This is a genomic window from Runella sp. R5_40, from assembly GCF_057652295.1.
Genome location: NZ_JBYFCH010000011.1, coordinates 96,929 through 111,874 on the forward strand (window position 1 = coordinate 96,929; position 14,946 = coordinate 111,874).

The following is a 14,946-nucleotide window of genomic DNA, read 5'->3' on the forward strand; positions in this document are numbered from 1 at the left end:
AAAGCCATTTATCGGCGTTATCTGCGGCTCTCAATCTGCGTTAATCTGCGGGTAAAATTTTAAAAAAACTTGGCTAACACTCTATTAATCGTTGTCAGTTAAAAAATGAATTTAATCGCTGAATTAACTGATAACCAATAACAGTCTAAACATTGACTTACATGAAACGATTTAAAACACTTTTATATGCGACTGGGTTGGGGTTGATTTTGACAACCAACTCCTGCAAGGAAGAATACCTCGAAATCGGGGCGTTGGGTTCTACCAGCGAAGCTACCCTTGCCAACAAAGCAGGTTTGAATGGTCTCTTGACGGGAGCGTATTCCTTGCTCGACGGCTGGGGCGTACCCAACACCACCTACTATTTTGTGGGGGTGAGCAACTGGATTTTTGGCGGGGTAACCTCTGACGACGCCCATACAGGAACGCAAGCGTCGGCATTGCCACCAATGGAAGCCGTTGAAAGTTACAACTATGACGCGACGTTGGCACCGTTCAACAACAAATGGATGGTATTGTACGCAGGAGTGCAGCGCGCCAACGACGTGTTGCGGGTTTTGGCCAAAACCAATGACCCTGCGCTTTCGGCAGAAGAAGCCAAGCAAATCAAAGCCGAAGCAACGTTTTTGCGGGCGGTGTACCATTTAGAAGCGGCTAAAATGTGGGAAAATATTCCGTATTTGGACGAAAGCATCAGCTACGCCAACGACAATTACAAAGTAGCTAATACCACCTCGGCTTGGCCTAAAATTGAGGCCGATTTTAAGTTTGCGGCTGATAATCTCTCGGGTACTAAAACCGAAGTAGGTCGTGCCAATAGCTGGGCAGCGAAGGCGTTTTTGGCAAAAACGTACATGTTCCAAGATAAATACACGGAAGCCAAAACGGTATTGGAAGATGTGATTGCTAACGGCGTAACTTCGTCGGGAGCAAAGTATGCGTTGGTCAACTATGCCGACAACTTTAACCCTTCTAAGAAAAACGGCCCAGAATCGGTATTTGCGGTGCAAATGTCGATTGCCGAATCGTTCCAAAATGGAAACTACGGCGATGCCCTCAACTTCCCGATGGGCGGCCCTGCTACTTGCTGCGGAGCGTATCAGCCGTCGTTTAGTTTGGTTAATTCATTTAAAACGGATGCTACTACGGGCTTGCCTTTAATTGATACGTTCAACAATTCGGATGTTACCAACGACCAAGGAATCGAAAGTAGCACGCCGTTTACGCCTTACGCAGGAACGCTCGATTCGCGTTTGGATTGGACGGTAGGTCGTCGCGGAATACCGTATTTGGATTGGGGATTGCACCCAGGAAAAGCGTGGATTCGCGTGCAGTCGGTCGCAGGGCCATATAGTCCTATCAAGAGTATTTATTACCAAGCGGCAGCCGCAACTACCTCATCGTCATCGCGTTGGACGTCCAACAACTACACCATGATTCGTTTTGCGGATGTATTGTTGTGGGCGGCAGAAGCAGAGGTAGAAGTGGGAAGTTTGGCAAAAGCGCAAGAGTATGTCAACCGTGTACGTTCACGGGCGGCAAATCCAGCGGGATGGGTGAAAAAGTATGTGGACAACACCGCACCATTAAAAGGGGTTACCAACGAACCAGCGGCCAATTACAAAGTGGGCTTATACACCACCGAATTTACGGCCAAAGGCAAAGAGTTTGCGCGGGAAGCGGTGCGTTTTGAGCGTAAAATTGAGTTTGGAATGGAAGGCCATCGTTACTTTGACCTTCGCCGTTGGGACAACGGAACGGGCTACATGGCCAACGTTTTGAATGCCTACGTGCAGCACGAAACGACCATCCCTGGCTATGATTTTACTTACATGAAAGGTGCGACGTTTAAGAAAGGGAAGACCGAGTTGTACCCTATTCCGCAAGCACAAATCGACCTAAGTGTAGTAAACGGTCAACCCGTATTGAAACAAAATCCTAATTATTAGGCTGTTAACTGTGTACCCGTTATCTGTTAACTGTGTATCCGTTATCTGAACCAATAACGGGTAACAGATAACCAATAACAGTTAACGGATAACCACTAACCAACATCATGCTTTTTTACGCTTCTACATACCCCGACCTCAACGAGGCAGCCAACGACAAGGTGGTGGTGTTGCCTTTGGGCGCCATCGAACAACACGGCCCACATTTGTCGGTTTCGACCGATACCGACATTGTCACGTACGTTGCTCAGCAGATAGAAAAAGCATTACCTGAGTCGGTGTTGCTTTGTCCTACGCTGCCTTTTGGGTCGAGCCACCATCATTTATCGTTGGGGGGAACGATGAGTATTTCGCCCGAACTATATACCCAAGTGGTGATGGATTTGGTGGGATCGTTGGTAGAAAGCGGTTTTAAAAAGATTATTTTGCTCAATGGCCACGGGGGAAACATTACCCCCGTGCGCCAAGCATTGGCGGTATTGAGCAAGCGTTTTGACGTAAACCACCAACCTACTATTGCGTTGGCAACGTATTGGGAAGTTGGAGGAAAAGCCTTTGCGGGGGAACCGCCAATGGAAAGCCCTGCCCTGAGCCACGCGTGTGAATACGAAACAAGCATGATGCTGCACTTATTTGCCGATAAAGTGTGGATGGAGCGCGTCGAACGGGCACAACGCCCCGAAAGCAATGGCTACATTCCGTGGGAAGACGATGAGCCGTACCGAGGGGTGACGGTCTTCAAACAAACGGCTTTTATTTCGAGCAATGGCAGCAGCGGCGAGCCTCAATTGGGGACGGCCGAAAAAGGAAAGTATTTAGTAGAACAGGCTATCAAAGGATTAATTACATTTATAGAATCATTCAAAAACTGGCCTTTGTCGGAGCGTCTTTTTAACCACAAAGAACCCTAAGAATTGTACAAAGAAACACAAAGTGAATGCCCTTTGACAGGTTAAACGCATTTAAAAAAAGTAGCCTCAGCGAGGCTAAATCTTAGTAGAAAAAGGTAAGCAAACACGTCCCACACCTCCCAAGGCTCCGTCGGGGCGACTGACTCTCGGTGAAAGATGTCACCCCGATGGGGCTTGGGGGAATACCTGGGTCATTCTTTCTACTAAGATGTAGCTCCTCTGGAGCAATAAAAAGCTATTTAATGCGGTCAACCTGGTTCTTTGCGAACATTTTGGTAAAATAAAAAAGATTTGAAAGTTTTGAAAATCAACATAGTTATGTCAAAAAAAATAGAAATAAAACATCCCGATAAAGCCGCTAATACGGGCGCATATTCGGCAGGAGTGATGGTAGGTGAATGGTTATTTGTCAGCGGACAAGGCCCACTCGACTTGACCACGGGAGAAGTGATTCACGGTACCATCGAAGAAGAAACGTTGCTGACGCTTTCGCACGTGCAAAAGGTAGTCGAAGCCGCAGGGGGAACGATTGATGACATCGTCAAATGTACCGTTCATTTAGAAGATATCAACGACTTCGACCGCTACGATGCGGCCTATGCCTCGTTTTTTCAGGGAATCAAACCTGCCAGAACCACCGTGCAGTCGGTGTTGTCGGACGGAATTAAAATTGAAATTGACGCGATAGCGATTATTGCTCAAAAATAGAGGGACAATTTGAAAATTCGGTAATTTGAAAATACCGTCTGTCACTCATTTTCAAATTGCCCCATTTTCAAATTTTCAAATTTGTAGAGTATGAATCAAACAAAACGCATTGGTACAGTTGGGCTAGGACTGATGGGAAGCAGCATTGCTACCTGCATTTTGGCGGCGGGGCATGAGGTTACATCGTTGGTCAAAGACCTAAGCATCGTGGACGAAGCAAGGCAGCGTATCCTCTCTTTTTTGGAACAACTTCACCAAGAAGGCATCCTAACTGAGCGTCCCGAAGAGGTAGTAAAACGCCATACCATCACCGACGATGTGACTAAAATGGCGGGGCACGAAGTGGTGATTGAATCCATCATCGAAAATGTTGACGAAAAGAAAAGTGTCTATCAAAAGCTAGAAACGGTGCTTTCGCCTACGGCCATCATTGGTAGCAATACATCGGCGATTCCCGTCACGGTACTTCAAAGTGGACTCCAACATCCCGAGCGAGTGTTGGGAATTCACTGGGCCGAGCCTGCCCACATCACTCGTTTTATGGAGGTGATTTGTGGGAAAGATTCGCAGTTAGAATATGCCTATAAAATGGTCGAGTTGGCCGAAAGCTGGGGCAAAGAGCCTTCGTTGTTGAAAAAAGACATTCGTGGGTTTATCACCAACCGCATCATGTACGCCATGCTGCGCGAAGCATTTTATTTGGTCGAAAACGGCTACGCTACTATGGAAGACGTGGACCGTTCGTTACGAAACGATTTGGGGTACTGGATTACGTTTGCAGGACCGTTCCGATTCATGGACCTGACGGGTATTCCAGCGTACCTTACTGTTATGAAAGACTTGTTTCCAGAACTCAGCAACGCTACCGAAGCACCTGCTTTTATGGAAGACCTCGTGTCGGCAGGTGCTAAGGGCGTTAGCAATGCCCACGGATTTTACACCTACACGCCCGAAAGTGCCGAGCGTTGGGAGGAAAAATTCATTGAATTTAGCTATGACGTCCGAAAATTAGCCAAAAAGTATTCATCCAGTTCGATTGAAAATATCTAATGACGACTATCCACACCATTAAAGCCACGGAGGTGATTGTGCCTGCCAAGCCCGGAAGCCTAAATTCGGAGGAGGTAATAGACAAAGACGCCGCCTTTGCCCAGAAGTTTTTGACGGGCGAGCGCTGGACGGAGTTTGCCAATCAGCCCAAGTGGATCATTGAAATTACGCTTAAAAATGGCCTGACGGGCATCGGCGAAACCTACCGAAGCGCTTCCAAAGAGCAGTTGTCTGAGGCCATGCAAACACTGGTTGGGCAAGATGTACTCCAATTAAACTGGCGTCGATTGCCCGTGACCGACCAGCGAATTTACGAAGCTTTTGAGACGGCGGTGCTGGATGTGGTGGGCAAAATACTGAACGTACCCGTCGCTCAATTGCTTGGTGGAGCCTACCGCGACCGAGTCGATTGCTTTGGTTGGACAGGCCGCCGAACGCCCGAAGATGCCGCGCAAAAAGCCTACGAAGCCATGCAAAAAGGCCACAAAGCCTTCAAATTTAAGTGCTCCGACGAAGACCCTGTGCGTTTGTGGACGGCTGAAATCAAGAAAAAATGCGGAGATGGTATTAAAATATTGCTCGACCCCAACCAACGTTGGACGGATGTGGCTACCACGCTTCGATTGATGGAAGGCGTAGAAAACGACATCATGCTGGGCTTGGAAGATCCTATTTTGCACGCCGACGTAGCAGGATTTAAGTATTTACGCGAAACGTTGGGTATTCCAATGTACCGCCACATTTCGTTGCCTTACACCCAAGACATCCGCGACATGATTGCCTTTGTTCGCGCCGATGCCGTGGATGGGTATAATTTTAACGGTTCGGCTTATAACTGCGTGCTGCTGGCCGAAATCGCTCATTTAGAGGGGAAAGCCTGTTGGAGAGGTTCGGAAGTGGACTTAGGGATTTCGGAAACGATGGGACTACACATCGCGGCGGCGAGTATCAACTGTACCATTCCCTCCGATTTATTTGGAGAGTTGGTTCGAGAGGATGATTTGATTGTTACTCCCATTCAATTTGAAAACGGCGCTGCCCTCGTCCCGCAAGGCGCAGGACTGGGTATCGAACTAGATAGAAAGGCGTTGGAGAGATATAAAGTGAGTGAAATGATTCATTAAACCCCTATCCCCAACCCTTTCCCCTGTTAGGGAAAGGGAGTTAAAAGTCCCTCCCTAACAGGGGAGGGTTGGGGTGGGGTAAATAAAAGAACTATGAAAAAATCGGCAATGTCTTGGACCATACTGTTTGCTTGTAACTTTATGTGGGCCTTTCATTTTACGAGCATCAAGCTGACGCAAGACCAAGTCGGGCCGTATTTTACGGTATGGGCACCGATGCTACTGGCTACGATTTTGCTGGGGCCGTTTGTGGTACGCGATTTTAAGAAAGGAGGTAAAAAACTCTCCGACATCTTGATTTTCGTGCAGTTAGCGGCGTTGGGTGCCTTTCCCTCACAAGTACTAATGACGTGGGGAACGCAGTATTCCTTGGCCAGTAATGCGGCCATTTTGGTGCTTACCTTGCCCGTCATTACGGCTGTTTTTGCCTTCTTGATACTCAAAGAACGCATGAATGTGGCCCGTTGGGTCAGTTTTGCCATTGCGATTATTGGGGTGGCACTATGCTCCACGGACGACATCAAGCGGGTCGATTTAAGTTCCAAATACGCGTTGGGAAATGTACTTATTTTCTTGGCTATTTTGGGCAATGCGTACTACAACGTAGGCTGTAAGAAAATTGCGGAGAAATACACCGAAATCGAAATGGTGTTTTATACCTACCTCGTGATGTGTATTTTGCTTACGCCGCTGGTGCTCTATTACGAACCCGAAATGTTTGGCAAAATTCCCGAATTTACCACCAATACCTGGATTGGGATGATTTCGCTGACGGTGTTTCATAACTTCCTTTCGATGGTATTGTTTTTTAAGGCCCTCAAACATTTGGACGCGACCCAAGTGGCTTTATCCAACTACCTCATTACGTTTATGGGACTTCCGATTGCCGCTTTTTGGTTGGGCGAAAAGCTTAATTCACAGGCCATTATTGGCGGCCTTCTAGTGCTAGTTTCTACCCTTATCCTTTCTATTGTAGATAGCAGAGTGCAACAAAAAAAAATGATTAATAATAATCCATAATCAGTACAGATATGTCAGAGCTAACAAACGAGCTATTCGGCGTTGTCCCGATTGTTCCCACACCCTTTACCGAAAACGAAGAAATCGACGAAAACGCCCTTCGCAATTTGATTGATTTCGCCATTGCAGGAGGCATTAAAGCGGTTTGCTTACCCGCCTATGCCAGTGAGTTTTACAAGCTTACGGACGAAGAAAAGCTTCAAGTCGTACGCGTGGCGGTGGAGCACGCAGCAGGGCGTATCAAGATTGTAGCACAGTCAAATCATCCATCGCTGAAAGTAGCGATTCGGTTAGCCCAAGCCAACGTAGCAGCGGGTGCCGATGTGGTGTCGTTGGCCGTACCTCGTATTTTCAGCCTGCCCGAAAGCTCGTTGAAACAATACCTATCGGAGTTTCTTCAGTCGATTCCCAACACGCCTGTATTGATTCAAGATTTTAACCCAGGTGGCGCTTCCATCAGCGTAGAATTTATCAAAGAGTTGATGGACGAAAACCCGAATTTCAAATACCTTAAACTGGAAGAACCGCTTTGTGCGCCTAAATTTGAGAGCATCATCAAAGCGACCAAAGGCAAGGTAGGTTTGTTTGAAGGATGGGGTGGCTTGTACATGCTCGAATTGGTGCCGATTGGTATTCAGGGTGTTATGCCAGGGTTAGCCGTGGCCGATATTCTACAACGCGTGTTTGATTTGCGCCGTAACGGGGAAGACAGCAAAGCGTTTGATTTGTTTGAAAAAGTAATGCCGCAAATTTTCTTCTCGTTGCAAAACATGGAGTTGTTCCACTACGCCGAAAAAGAATTGCTCATTGCGCGGGGTGTGTTGAGCAACAGCATTGCCCGCAAAGCAGCCTACATTCCAGATGCGTCGAGTGTGAGCTACATCAAAGAATTGAACCAACGGGTCATCGACGTTCTCAACGACGAAACCTACGCCATTCGCCCAGTAGCCGAAGCAGTATAAATAACCTCTCGAAAGTTTTGAACTTTCGAGAGGTTAAATGTCGAAGGCAGAGTGCAGAATGTCGAATAGATAAAAATTGCCTCGGAGAGGCACAACGTTTGTAGAGAATGGAAATAACGGCATCAAAAGTTGCCTCGGAGAGGCACAACGTTTGTAGAGAATGGAAATAACGGCATCAAAAGTTGCCTCGGCGAGGCAAAACGTTTGTAGAAAATGGAAATAAGATCATCAAAAATCGCCTCGGAGAGGCAAAACGTTTGTAGAAAATGGAAATAACGGCATCAAAAGTTGCCTCGGCGAGGCAAAACGTTTGTAGAAAATGGAAATAACATCATCAAAAATTGCCTCGGAGAGGCACAACGTTTGTAGAGAATTTGACGGACAAATAGCCATTGTAACGGGAGCGGCATCAGGCATAGGCTTGGCAATAGCCAAGAAACTCTTGGCTGAGGGAGCCCACGTGGCATTGCTAGATTTTAACGAAAAAGGGCTTCAACAAGAATTTGAATCCTATGGCGAGCAAACCCTGCGCATCGGACTCGATATTACCAACGAAGCCCAAGTGCAAGAAGCCGTAGCCGAAGTAGTAGCGCGCTTTTCAAAAGTCGATATTTTGGTCAACTGCGTGGGTATCACGGGAGTTACCAACCTAAAAAGCCACGAAGTAAGCACCGAAAACTTGCAAAAGGTGTTTGATGTCAACTTTATGAGCTGCTTCTACACTTCAAAGGCAGTGATACCTTCGATGTTAGCCCAAAAATACGGGCGCATTTTGCACATCGCATCCATTGCGGGAAAAGAAGGAAACGCGGGGATGTTGGCCTACTCAGCTTCCAAAGCCGCGGTGATTGGTTTGACCAAAGTCCAAGGAAAAGAATATGCTGAAGACGGTATTACGGTCAATGCCTTGGCACCAGCGGTGATTCGTACACCTTTGGTGGATGCCATGCCCGAAGTTCAGGTCAAATACATGACGGACAAGATTCCTATGAAACGTTGTGGTACGTTAGATGAAGCCGCCGACTTGGCCGCTTACATCATTTCGCCCAAAAACAGTTTCACTACAGGCTTTACCTTCGATTTATCGGGAGGCAGAGCAACATATTAAAACGGGGTTTTGAGAAACCCTGTTTTCGGATAGGAGTATCCGAAAGCACGCAAATGTGTTGGAGGTTTCTCAAAACCTCCTGCAATGGTTGCTCAGAACCCAGCTTGCGGCTGATTTGTATTGACGGGGTTTTGAGAAACCCTTGTTTCGGATATGAGTATCCGAAAGCACGCAAGCGTGTTGGAGGTTTCTCAAAACCTCCAGAAAGGGTTCCTGAGAACCCAGTTTGCGGGTGATTTATATTGACAGGGTTCTGAGAAACCCTGTTTTCGGATAGGAGTATCCGAAAGCACGCAAATGTGTTGGAGGTTTCTCAAAACCTCCTGCAAGGGTTGCTCAGAACCCAGTTTGCGGGTGATTTATATTGACGGGGTTTTGAGAAGCCCTCGTTTCGGATAGGAGTATCCGAAAGCACGCAAATGTGTTGGAGGTTTCTCAAAACCTCCAGCAAGGGTTGCTCAGAACCCAGCTTGCGGGTGATTTATATTGACGGGGTTTTGAGAAACCCTGTTTTCGGATAGGAGTATCCGAAAGCACGCAAATGTGGAGGAGGTTTCTCAAAACCTCCTGAAAGGGTTCCTCAGAACCCAGTTTATTGGATAAGAATGGTTAAAACAAAGGAAAATGAAATCCCTCATTCTGATAGTAAGTAGTTGTTTTTGGGTGTTTACGGGGATTTTTGCCCAAAATCGTCCCAGTTTGCTGCCCGAACCCACATCTGTTCAGTACGGAAATGGTGCATTGGCGGTGAACAACGTGTCACTTTATGTGCCCTCGACTGCTTCTAAAGATATTGTATTTGCGCTCAAAGAATTACAACAAACCCTGCGTGAGCGAAGTGGAAAGCCTGTCAAAACGGCTTCCACACTCGCCGCGTCGCGGGTGCGTTATACCGTAAAAACGACAGGACGGGAACTGCCCGAAACCGACGAAGCGATCAAAGGCAGCACCCGCGAACACTATTCGTTGTCGGTATCGGCGCAGGGAATCCGAATAGAAGCCGAAACCTCAACGGGGCTATGGTATGCCGTCCAAACCCTTCGACAACTGATTCAAGGAGAAGGGGAACAGGCCAAGATTCCCTATGTGACCATCACCGACCGACCCACCATGGCCTTTCGGGGCGTGATGATGGATTTTGCCCACGGAGGCTTGCTAACGGTGGATGAAATCAAACGTCAAATCGACTTTTTGGCACGTTGGAAAACCAACCAGTATTACTTCTACAACGAAGTAAGCATCGAATTAGAAGGCTATTCTACCCTCAATTACAAAGCCAATTACAGCCAAGAAGAAGTGAAAAGCATCATCGCTTATGCCCGCGAGCGGCACATGGACGTTATTCCATTCGTCAATTTTTATGGGCATTTGCACGAGCTTATTCGGAATGAAAAGTACGCGTCGTTGGCGATTGGTCGCTACGGACATGAGATGGATCCTCGCAATGCAGGCGTGAAAGAATTACTCAAAAACTGGATTAAACAGTACACTGCGTTGTTCAAAAGTCCGTTTATCCACGTGGGTTTTGACGAAACGTGGGAAACCAAGCGCCTCAACAGCACGGAGGAGAAAAGTCTCAATCCTGAAGCGTTGTACATCCAACAATTGACGTTTGTGAGTGAAGAACTCAAAAAATATGGAAAAACGCTCTTGGCTTGGACCGATATGAGCTCGTTTTATCCCGATATTATCAAGAAATTTCCTGTTGATGTTATTCCCGTTATTTGGCAATATTCGCCCGATTCGGCGGCAACCTACCATTATTTAAACCCCGTTTTGAACGAAAAAAAGCCCTTTTTCATTCAGCCTGCGGTATCGGGTTGGGGGCACATTTATCCCGAAGCGGGCTATACCTACGACAACATCGACTTGTGCTTACGGGCAGGGTTGCGTCACCAAACATTAGGTTTTATCACCTCCGTTTGGACCGACTCGGTGGAGCCTTTTGTGCGGTCGTCGTGGATGTTTATGGCCTACGGCTGCATTTCGGCTTGGCAGGGAAAATCTCCTAACCAAAAAGATTTTGCCCGAAAATACGCATCGTTGGTTTATCCCAACATTGCCCAAGAAATGGGCGAAGCCTTTGATAACATTGCCATTTCGGTCGAATACCTGAAAAAATGTTTGGGAAAAAACACCCAAAGTATGCCGCGAGGGACGCTAGTTGAAGCGTGGTCGAACCCGTTTTCGGCGTATTATTTGACCAATACCGAAGCCCACATGGCTGATTTTAGGGAAGTCCGTAAATACAGCGAGGAGGCCCAAGCCAATTTGATAGCCGCCCTCAAAAAAGCGTCAAAAACCGACCGCGAATTTGCCAATTCATTGCTGGTATCGGCCCGATTAATTAATTATTCGGCCATGCGGTTTATGTGGGCGCGTACGGTGGTAGATCGCTGGGACTACGCAATGGTGATGAAGAAAAAGGAAGATTACGTCATTTATGATTTGACGTACCCTTGTCATAGTCTGTTGGTGGACGCCATGGACGAAACGGGTGAACTCAAACGAGAATACGAAACGGCGTGGCTGTCGGAATGTATGCCGTATCGTCTCAATAGCATTTTAGGGCGTTTTGACGTGGAGTACAGCTTGTGGCGAAAATTGCACTTGAAAGTAGTTGATTTCCAGATTCAACGCCAAAAAGATGTACCTGTAAAGTCGTTTGTAGAGGTCTTTAGTCCTGATTTCTAAGTAATTGAATAGGTGTCGTTTGGCACTGACTATTTATAGATTAGAACCATGAAAAACATAGAATTTATCAGCCCGATAGAAGGCGATATGCTTCACGGCTGGGACGGACAGGTAGTAGAAGGTGTACTCCAAACAACGGTCAAAGTAAAAGCACCGTTGCAGCATTTTATTGTCATCAATGGCGTGGAAGCCCAAGAACGAGAAGGTGTTTTTGAAGCCTTGGTGACGTTTAGCGAATACCAAAATACGGTCGAAGTAAAAAATATGACCACGGGAGAAAGTGCCCAAATCGAGGTCTTTTGGTTGCCCAATTTTGCAGGAAATTACCGTTTATCAATTGACGATAACATCTGGTTTTTGCGCGATATTCACCAAAACGATGCGAACTATACGTCGATTTTTGATAATTCCTATTTGGGTTTTCTCAAACAAGTACACGACGAATACGGGACAAAAATCCACCTCAACCTTTTTTACGAAACCGACGGCTTTAATTTGTCGCAACTGACCGACCGCTTCAAACCCGAGTGGACAGCCAACGCCGATTGGTTGCGGTTGAGTTTTCACGCGCGCGGAGAGTTTCCCGACATGCCCTACCGCACCGCAGGCTATCAACAAGTAGCCGACGATTGCGAAATGGTCAAAAATGAAATTCGTCGCTTTGCGGGTGAGGCCGTGATGGGGCCTGTTACCACCTTACATTGGGGCGAAGCCACCGTCGAAGGCTCTCGGGCTTTGCGGGATGCGGGCTATGTGGGGCAATTGGGTTATTTCAACGTGGACGATGATTTGCCACCAGTTTCGTATTACCTGACCGTTGAGCAACGCCGTCAGTTGAAAAAACGCTTTGTGTGGCACGATACGCAAGAAGACATTACGTTTGTCCGAAGTAGCATTGTAATTGATAAAAAAGAACTTCCCGAAATTGTCCCTCACCTCGACAACTACGCCAATCTACCATCAGGACAGCCACCCTACGTCGATTTTTTGGTGCATGAGCAATACTATTATCCTTTTTACGAAGTTTATAAACCCGATTTCCGCGACCGCATCGTTGCTTGTGTGCGCTGGGCAACCGAAAAAGGCTACCAGCCTGCTTTCCTCGGAGATTGCATTTTTTAAAGGAGAGTGTTTAGTGATGAGCGTTGAGTGATGAGACATGAATGAAACGAAAACGCCTCGGAGAGGCGAAACGTTTGTAGATGAATGAAACGAAAACGCCTCGGAGAGGCAAAACGTTTGTAGATGAATGAAACGAAAATGCCTCGGAGAGGCGAAACGTTTGTAGGCAAAACGTTTGTAGATAAGAGGAAATAAACGCCTCGGAGAGGCAAAAACGTTTGTAGGCAAAACGTTTGCATAAAAATATTTGTAACATGGAAAACAACCGCAGAAATTTCTTAAAAACGGCAAGTGCTACGGGATTAGGGCTTTTTGCCGCTAACCCCTTTGCCGCTTACGCCAATACCCCCGAAGAATGGGCCCAAGTACGCGAACAAGCAGATCGAAAGCGGGCGCAGAAATTTAACATGAGTGGCTACGCCGCTCCCAAACTGGACGTAGTTCGGGTTGGATTTATCGGCTTAGGTAACCGTGGTATGGGGGCTGTCGAGCGATTAAATAAAATCGAAGGTGTCGAAATTAAAGCGTTGTGCGATTTACGTTCTGAGAAAACGGCCGCGGCCAAAAAACTGGTCGAAGCTTCTGGACACCGCCCCCAAACCTACGATAGTAGCCCCGAAATTTGGAAAAAACTCGCCGAACGCACCGACTTAGACTTGGTTTATATCCTCACTCCTTGGGCATTCCATACGCCGATGGCGGTTTTTTCGATGGAGCACGGCAAGCACGTTTGCGTAGAAGTGCCTGCCGCCAAAACCATCGAGGAGGCGTGGCAGCTGGTCGATACCTCGGAGCGTACGCGCAAGCATTGCATGATGGTAGAAAACTGCTGTTATGACTTCTCCGAACTATTGACGCTCAATTTGGCTCGAAATGGCTTTTTTGGGGAAATTATCCACGGAGAAGCCGCCTATATTCACAATTTACAAACGCACGTTTTTTCCAAAACCCATTTTTACCAATTGTGGGAGCTTCAAGAGATGTTTCAGCGCAAAGGCAACTTGTATCCCACGCACGGATTGGGGCCTATTTGCCAAGTAATGGACATCAATCGGGGGGATAAAATGGAGTACCTGACTTCGATGTCGAGTAGCGATTTTGTGTTGGGAAATTTGGCCAAAGAACTCGCCGCCAAAGACGATTTCTACAAGCCTTACGTGGGAAAATCCTACAACGGAAACATGAGTACGACCACGATTAAGACCCAAAAAGGGCGGACGATTATGGTGCAGTACGACGTGTCATCGCCGAGGCCATATTCGCGGATTCAACTGGTGAGCGGTACCAAGGCGGTAGGTTTAAAATACCCCGAACCCGCGCGTTATTCAACGGGTCACGAATGGATGTCGGCCGAAGAATACAAGGCATTGGAAGAAAAATACTTGCCCCCGATTGTGAAAAAAATGGGTGAAGTGGCCAAAAACGTCGGCGGACACGGTGGGATGGATTTTTTGATGGATTGGCGCACCATCGATTGCCTACGCAATGGCCTCCCGCTCGACCAAGACGTGTATGACGCCGCCCTTTGGAGTAGCATCGCACCGCTGAGTGGCTGGTCGGTGGCCAATCGCTCCAATTCCATTGATGTGCCTGACTTTACGGGTGGCTCGTGGAAAGCCAACGCACCCGTCGATATTTCAATGACCAAAGGTGGTACGACGAAAGCCAAAGTATAAATCCTCAGACTTGGAAGGTTTCAAAAACCTTCCAAGTCTATTTTCTATTAGGTAATTTCCCCAAAGCGTTATATTTTTGAGAAAATAACGCTTTGGGGAATGACACCTACTTCCATAAAACTACTTTTAGGCGGAATACTGGTTCTTTTGTTCACTACAAAGGAGCTGCTTGCCCAAACCCTTTCCGTCACGGGCGAAGTAAAAACACCGCTGATGCTGACCGCCTCTGACCTTCACGCATTAGAACGGACTGAAGTAACTGCCAAAGACCGCGACGGCAAAGAACATCGTTATGCTGGTGTAGCGCTTACGGCTATTCTTCGCAAAGCAGGCGCAACCTTAGGAGGAGAACTTCGCGGCGAAAATCTCTCAAAATACCTCATTGCCAAAGCAGGCGATGGCTACGAAGTGTTGTTTTCGTTAGCCGAGGTGGATGCTGAGTTTAGTGGTCGTACCATTTTGGTGGCCGACTCGGTCGATGGAACCCCGCTGCCCCAAGGAGTCGGCCCGTTTCGCTTGGTGATACCCGACGAAAAACGCCCAGCGCGCTGGATTCGTGAGTTAAAATCCCTTGAAATTCGATTTGCTAAGTGATGTTGCTGATTTGTGCCTGCATCGCAAA

12 protein-coding genes are annotated in these 14,946 nt (G+C 47.3%); all 12 read left to right on the forward strand.

From position 1 onward, the window contains the following. The first annotated feature begins 161 nt into the window (after positions 1 to 161). Positions 162 to 1,949 carry a RagB/SusD family nutrient uptake outer membrane protein gene (locus AC23N5_RS18990; RefSeq protein WP_183974607.1) on the forward strand — a complete coding sequence of 596 codons (1,788 nt, stop codon included), beginning with the start codon at positions 162 to 164 and terminating at the stop codon, positions 1,947 to 1,949. A 107-nt stretch (positions 1,950 to 2,056) separates the two neighbouring features. Then, entirely contained in the window at positions 2,057 to 2,860 is an 804-nt protein-coding gene (locus tag AC23N5_RS18995; protein ID WP_487756799.1) for a creatininase family protein, read from the forward strand. Positions 2,861 to 3,178: 318 nt separating this feature from the next. Further along, a complete protein-coding gene (locus tag AC23N5_RS19000) occupies positions 3,179 to 3,568 on the forward strand; it encodes a RidA family protein (RefSeq protein WP_487756800.1) in 390 nt (129 codons plus the stop codon). Positions 3,569 to 3,658: 90 nt separating this feature from the next. Beyond that, positions 3,659 to 4,618 (forward strand): 3-hydroxyacyl-CoA dehydrogenase family protein, encoded by a 960-nt coding sequence (locus tag AC23N5_RS19005; protein WP_487756801.1) that lies wholly within the window; start codon positions 3,659 to 3,661, stop codon positions 4,616 to 4,618. Beyond that, complete coding sequence (locus AC23N5_RS19010; protein ID WP_487756802.1) at positions 4,618 to 5,742, forward strand: mandelate racemase/muconate lactonizing enzyme family protein; 1,125 nt, start codon at positions 4,618 to 4,620, stop codon at positions 5,740 to 5,742. The genes AC23N5_RS19005 and AC23N5_RS19010 overlap by 1 nt, the downstream gene beginning before the upstream one ends. A gap of 108 nt (positions 5,743 to 5,850) precedes the next feature. After that, entirely contained in the window at positions 5,851 to 6,762 is a 912-nt protein-coding gene (locus tag AC23N5_RS19015; RefSeq protein WP_229601345.1) for a DMT family transporter, read from the forward strand. 11 nt (positions 6,763 to 6,773) lie between these two features. Then, positions 6,774 to 7,724 (forward strand): dihydrodipicolinate synthase family protein, encoded by a 951-nt coding sequence (locus AC23N5_RS19020; protein WP_487756803.1) that lies wholly within the window; start codon positions 6,774 to 6,776, stop codon positions 7,722 to 7,724. 319 nt (positions 7,725 to 8,043) lie between these two features. Further along, entirely contained in the window at positions 8,044 to 8,832 is a 789-nt protein-coding gene (locus AC23N5_RS19025; RefSeq protein ID WP_487756804.1) for an SDR family NAD(P)-dependent oxidoreductase, read from the forward strand. A 624-nt stretch (positions 8,833 to 9,456) separates the two neighbouring features. Further along, positions 9,457 to 11,526, forward strand: coding sequence for a beta-N-acetylhexosaminidase (locus AC23N5_RS19030; protein WP_487756805.1), 2,070 nt, complete (start codon positions 9,457 to 9,459; stop codon positions 11,524 to 11,526). Positions 11,527 to 11,574: 48 nt separating this feature from the next. Further along, positions 11,575 to 12,648 carry a hypothetical protein gene (locus AC23N5_RS19035; protein WP_487756806.1) on the forward strand — a complete coding sequence of 358 codons (1,074 nt, stop codon included), beginning with the start codon at positions 11,575 to 11,577 and terminating at the stop codon, positions 12,646 to 12,648. A 254-nt stretch (positions 12,649 to 12,902) separates the two neighbouring features. After that, positions 12,903 to 14,324 carry a Gfo/Idh/MocA family protein gene (locus tag AC23N5_RS19040; protein ID WP_487756807.1) on the forward strand — a complete coding sequence of 474 codons (1,422 nt, stop codon included), beginning with the start codon at positions 12,903 to 12,905 and terminating at the stop codon, positions 14,322 to 14,324. A gap of 99 nt (positions 14,325 to 14,423) precedes the next feature. Further along, positions 14,424 to 14,918, forward strand: a complete 495-nt coding sequence (locus AC23N5_RS19045) for a molybdopterin-dependent oxidoreductase (RefSeq protein WP_487756808.1) — start codon at positions 14,424 to 14,426, stop codon at positions 14,916 to 14,918. Positions 14,919 to 14,946 lie beyond the last annotated feature (28 nt).

Coding starts and splice junctions, on each gene's coding strand:
- AC23N5_RS19020 (WP_487756803.1), top strand. CDS start 6,774: ATGTCAGAGCTAACAAACGAGCTATTCGGCGTTGTCCCGATTGTTCCC.
- AC23N5_RS19005 (WP_487756801.1), top strand. CDS start 3,659: ATGAATCAAACAAAACGCATTGGTACAGTTGGGCTAGGACTGATGGGA.
- AC23N5_RS18990 (WP_183974607.1), top strand. CDS start 162: ATGAAACGATTTAAAACACTTTTATATGCGACTGGGTTGGGGTTGATT.
- AC23N5_RS18995 (WP_487756799.1), top strand. CDS start 2,057: ATGCTTTTTTACGCTTCTACATACCCCGACCTCAACGAGGCAGCCAAC.
- AC23N5_RS19040 (WP_487756807.1), top strand. CDS start 12,903: ATGGAAAACAACCGCAGAAATTTCTTAAAAACGGCAAGTGCTACGGGA.
- AC23N5_RS19045 (WP_487756808.1), top strand. CDS start 14,424: ATGACACCTACTTCCATAAAACTACTTTTAGGCGGAATACTGGTTCTT.
- AC23N5_RS19015 (WP_229601345.1), top strand. CDS start 5,851: ATGTCTTGGACCATACTGTTTGCTTGTAACTTTATGTGGGCCTTTCAT.
- AC23N5_RS19030 (WP_487756805.1), top strand. CDS start 9,457: ATGAAATCCCTCATTCTGATAGTAAGTAGTTGTTTTTGGGTGTTTACG.
- AC23N5_RS19025 (WP_487756804.1), top strand. CDS start 8,044: ATGGAAATAACATCATCAAAAATTGCCTCGGAGAGGCACAACGTTTGT.
- AC23N5_RS19035 (WP_487756806.1), top strand. CDS start 11,575: ATGAAAAACATAGAATTTATCAGCCCGATAGAAGGCGATATGCTTCAC.
- AC23N5_RS19010 (WP_487756802.1), top strand. CDS start 4,618: ATGACGACTATCCACACCATTAAAGCCACGGAGGTGATTGTGCCTGCC.
- AC23N5_RS19000 (WP_487756800.1), top strand. CDS start 3,179: ATGTCAAAAAAAATAGAAATAAAACATCCCGATAAAGCCGCTAATACG.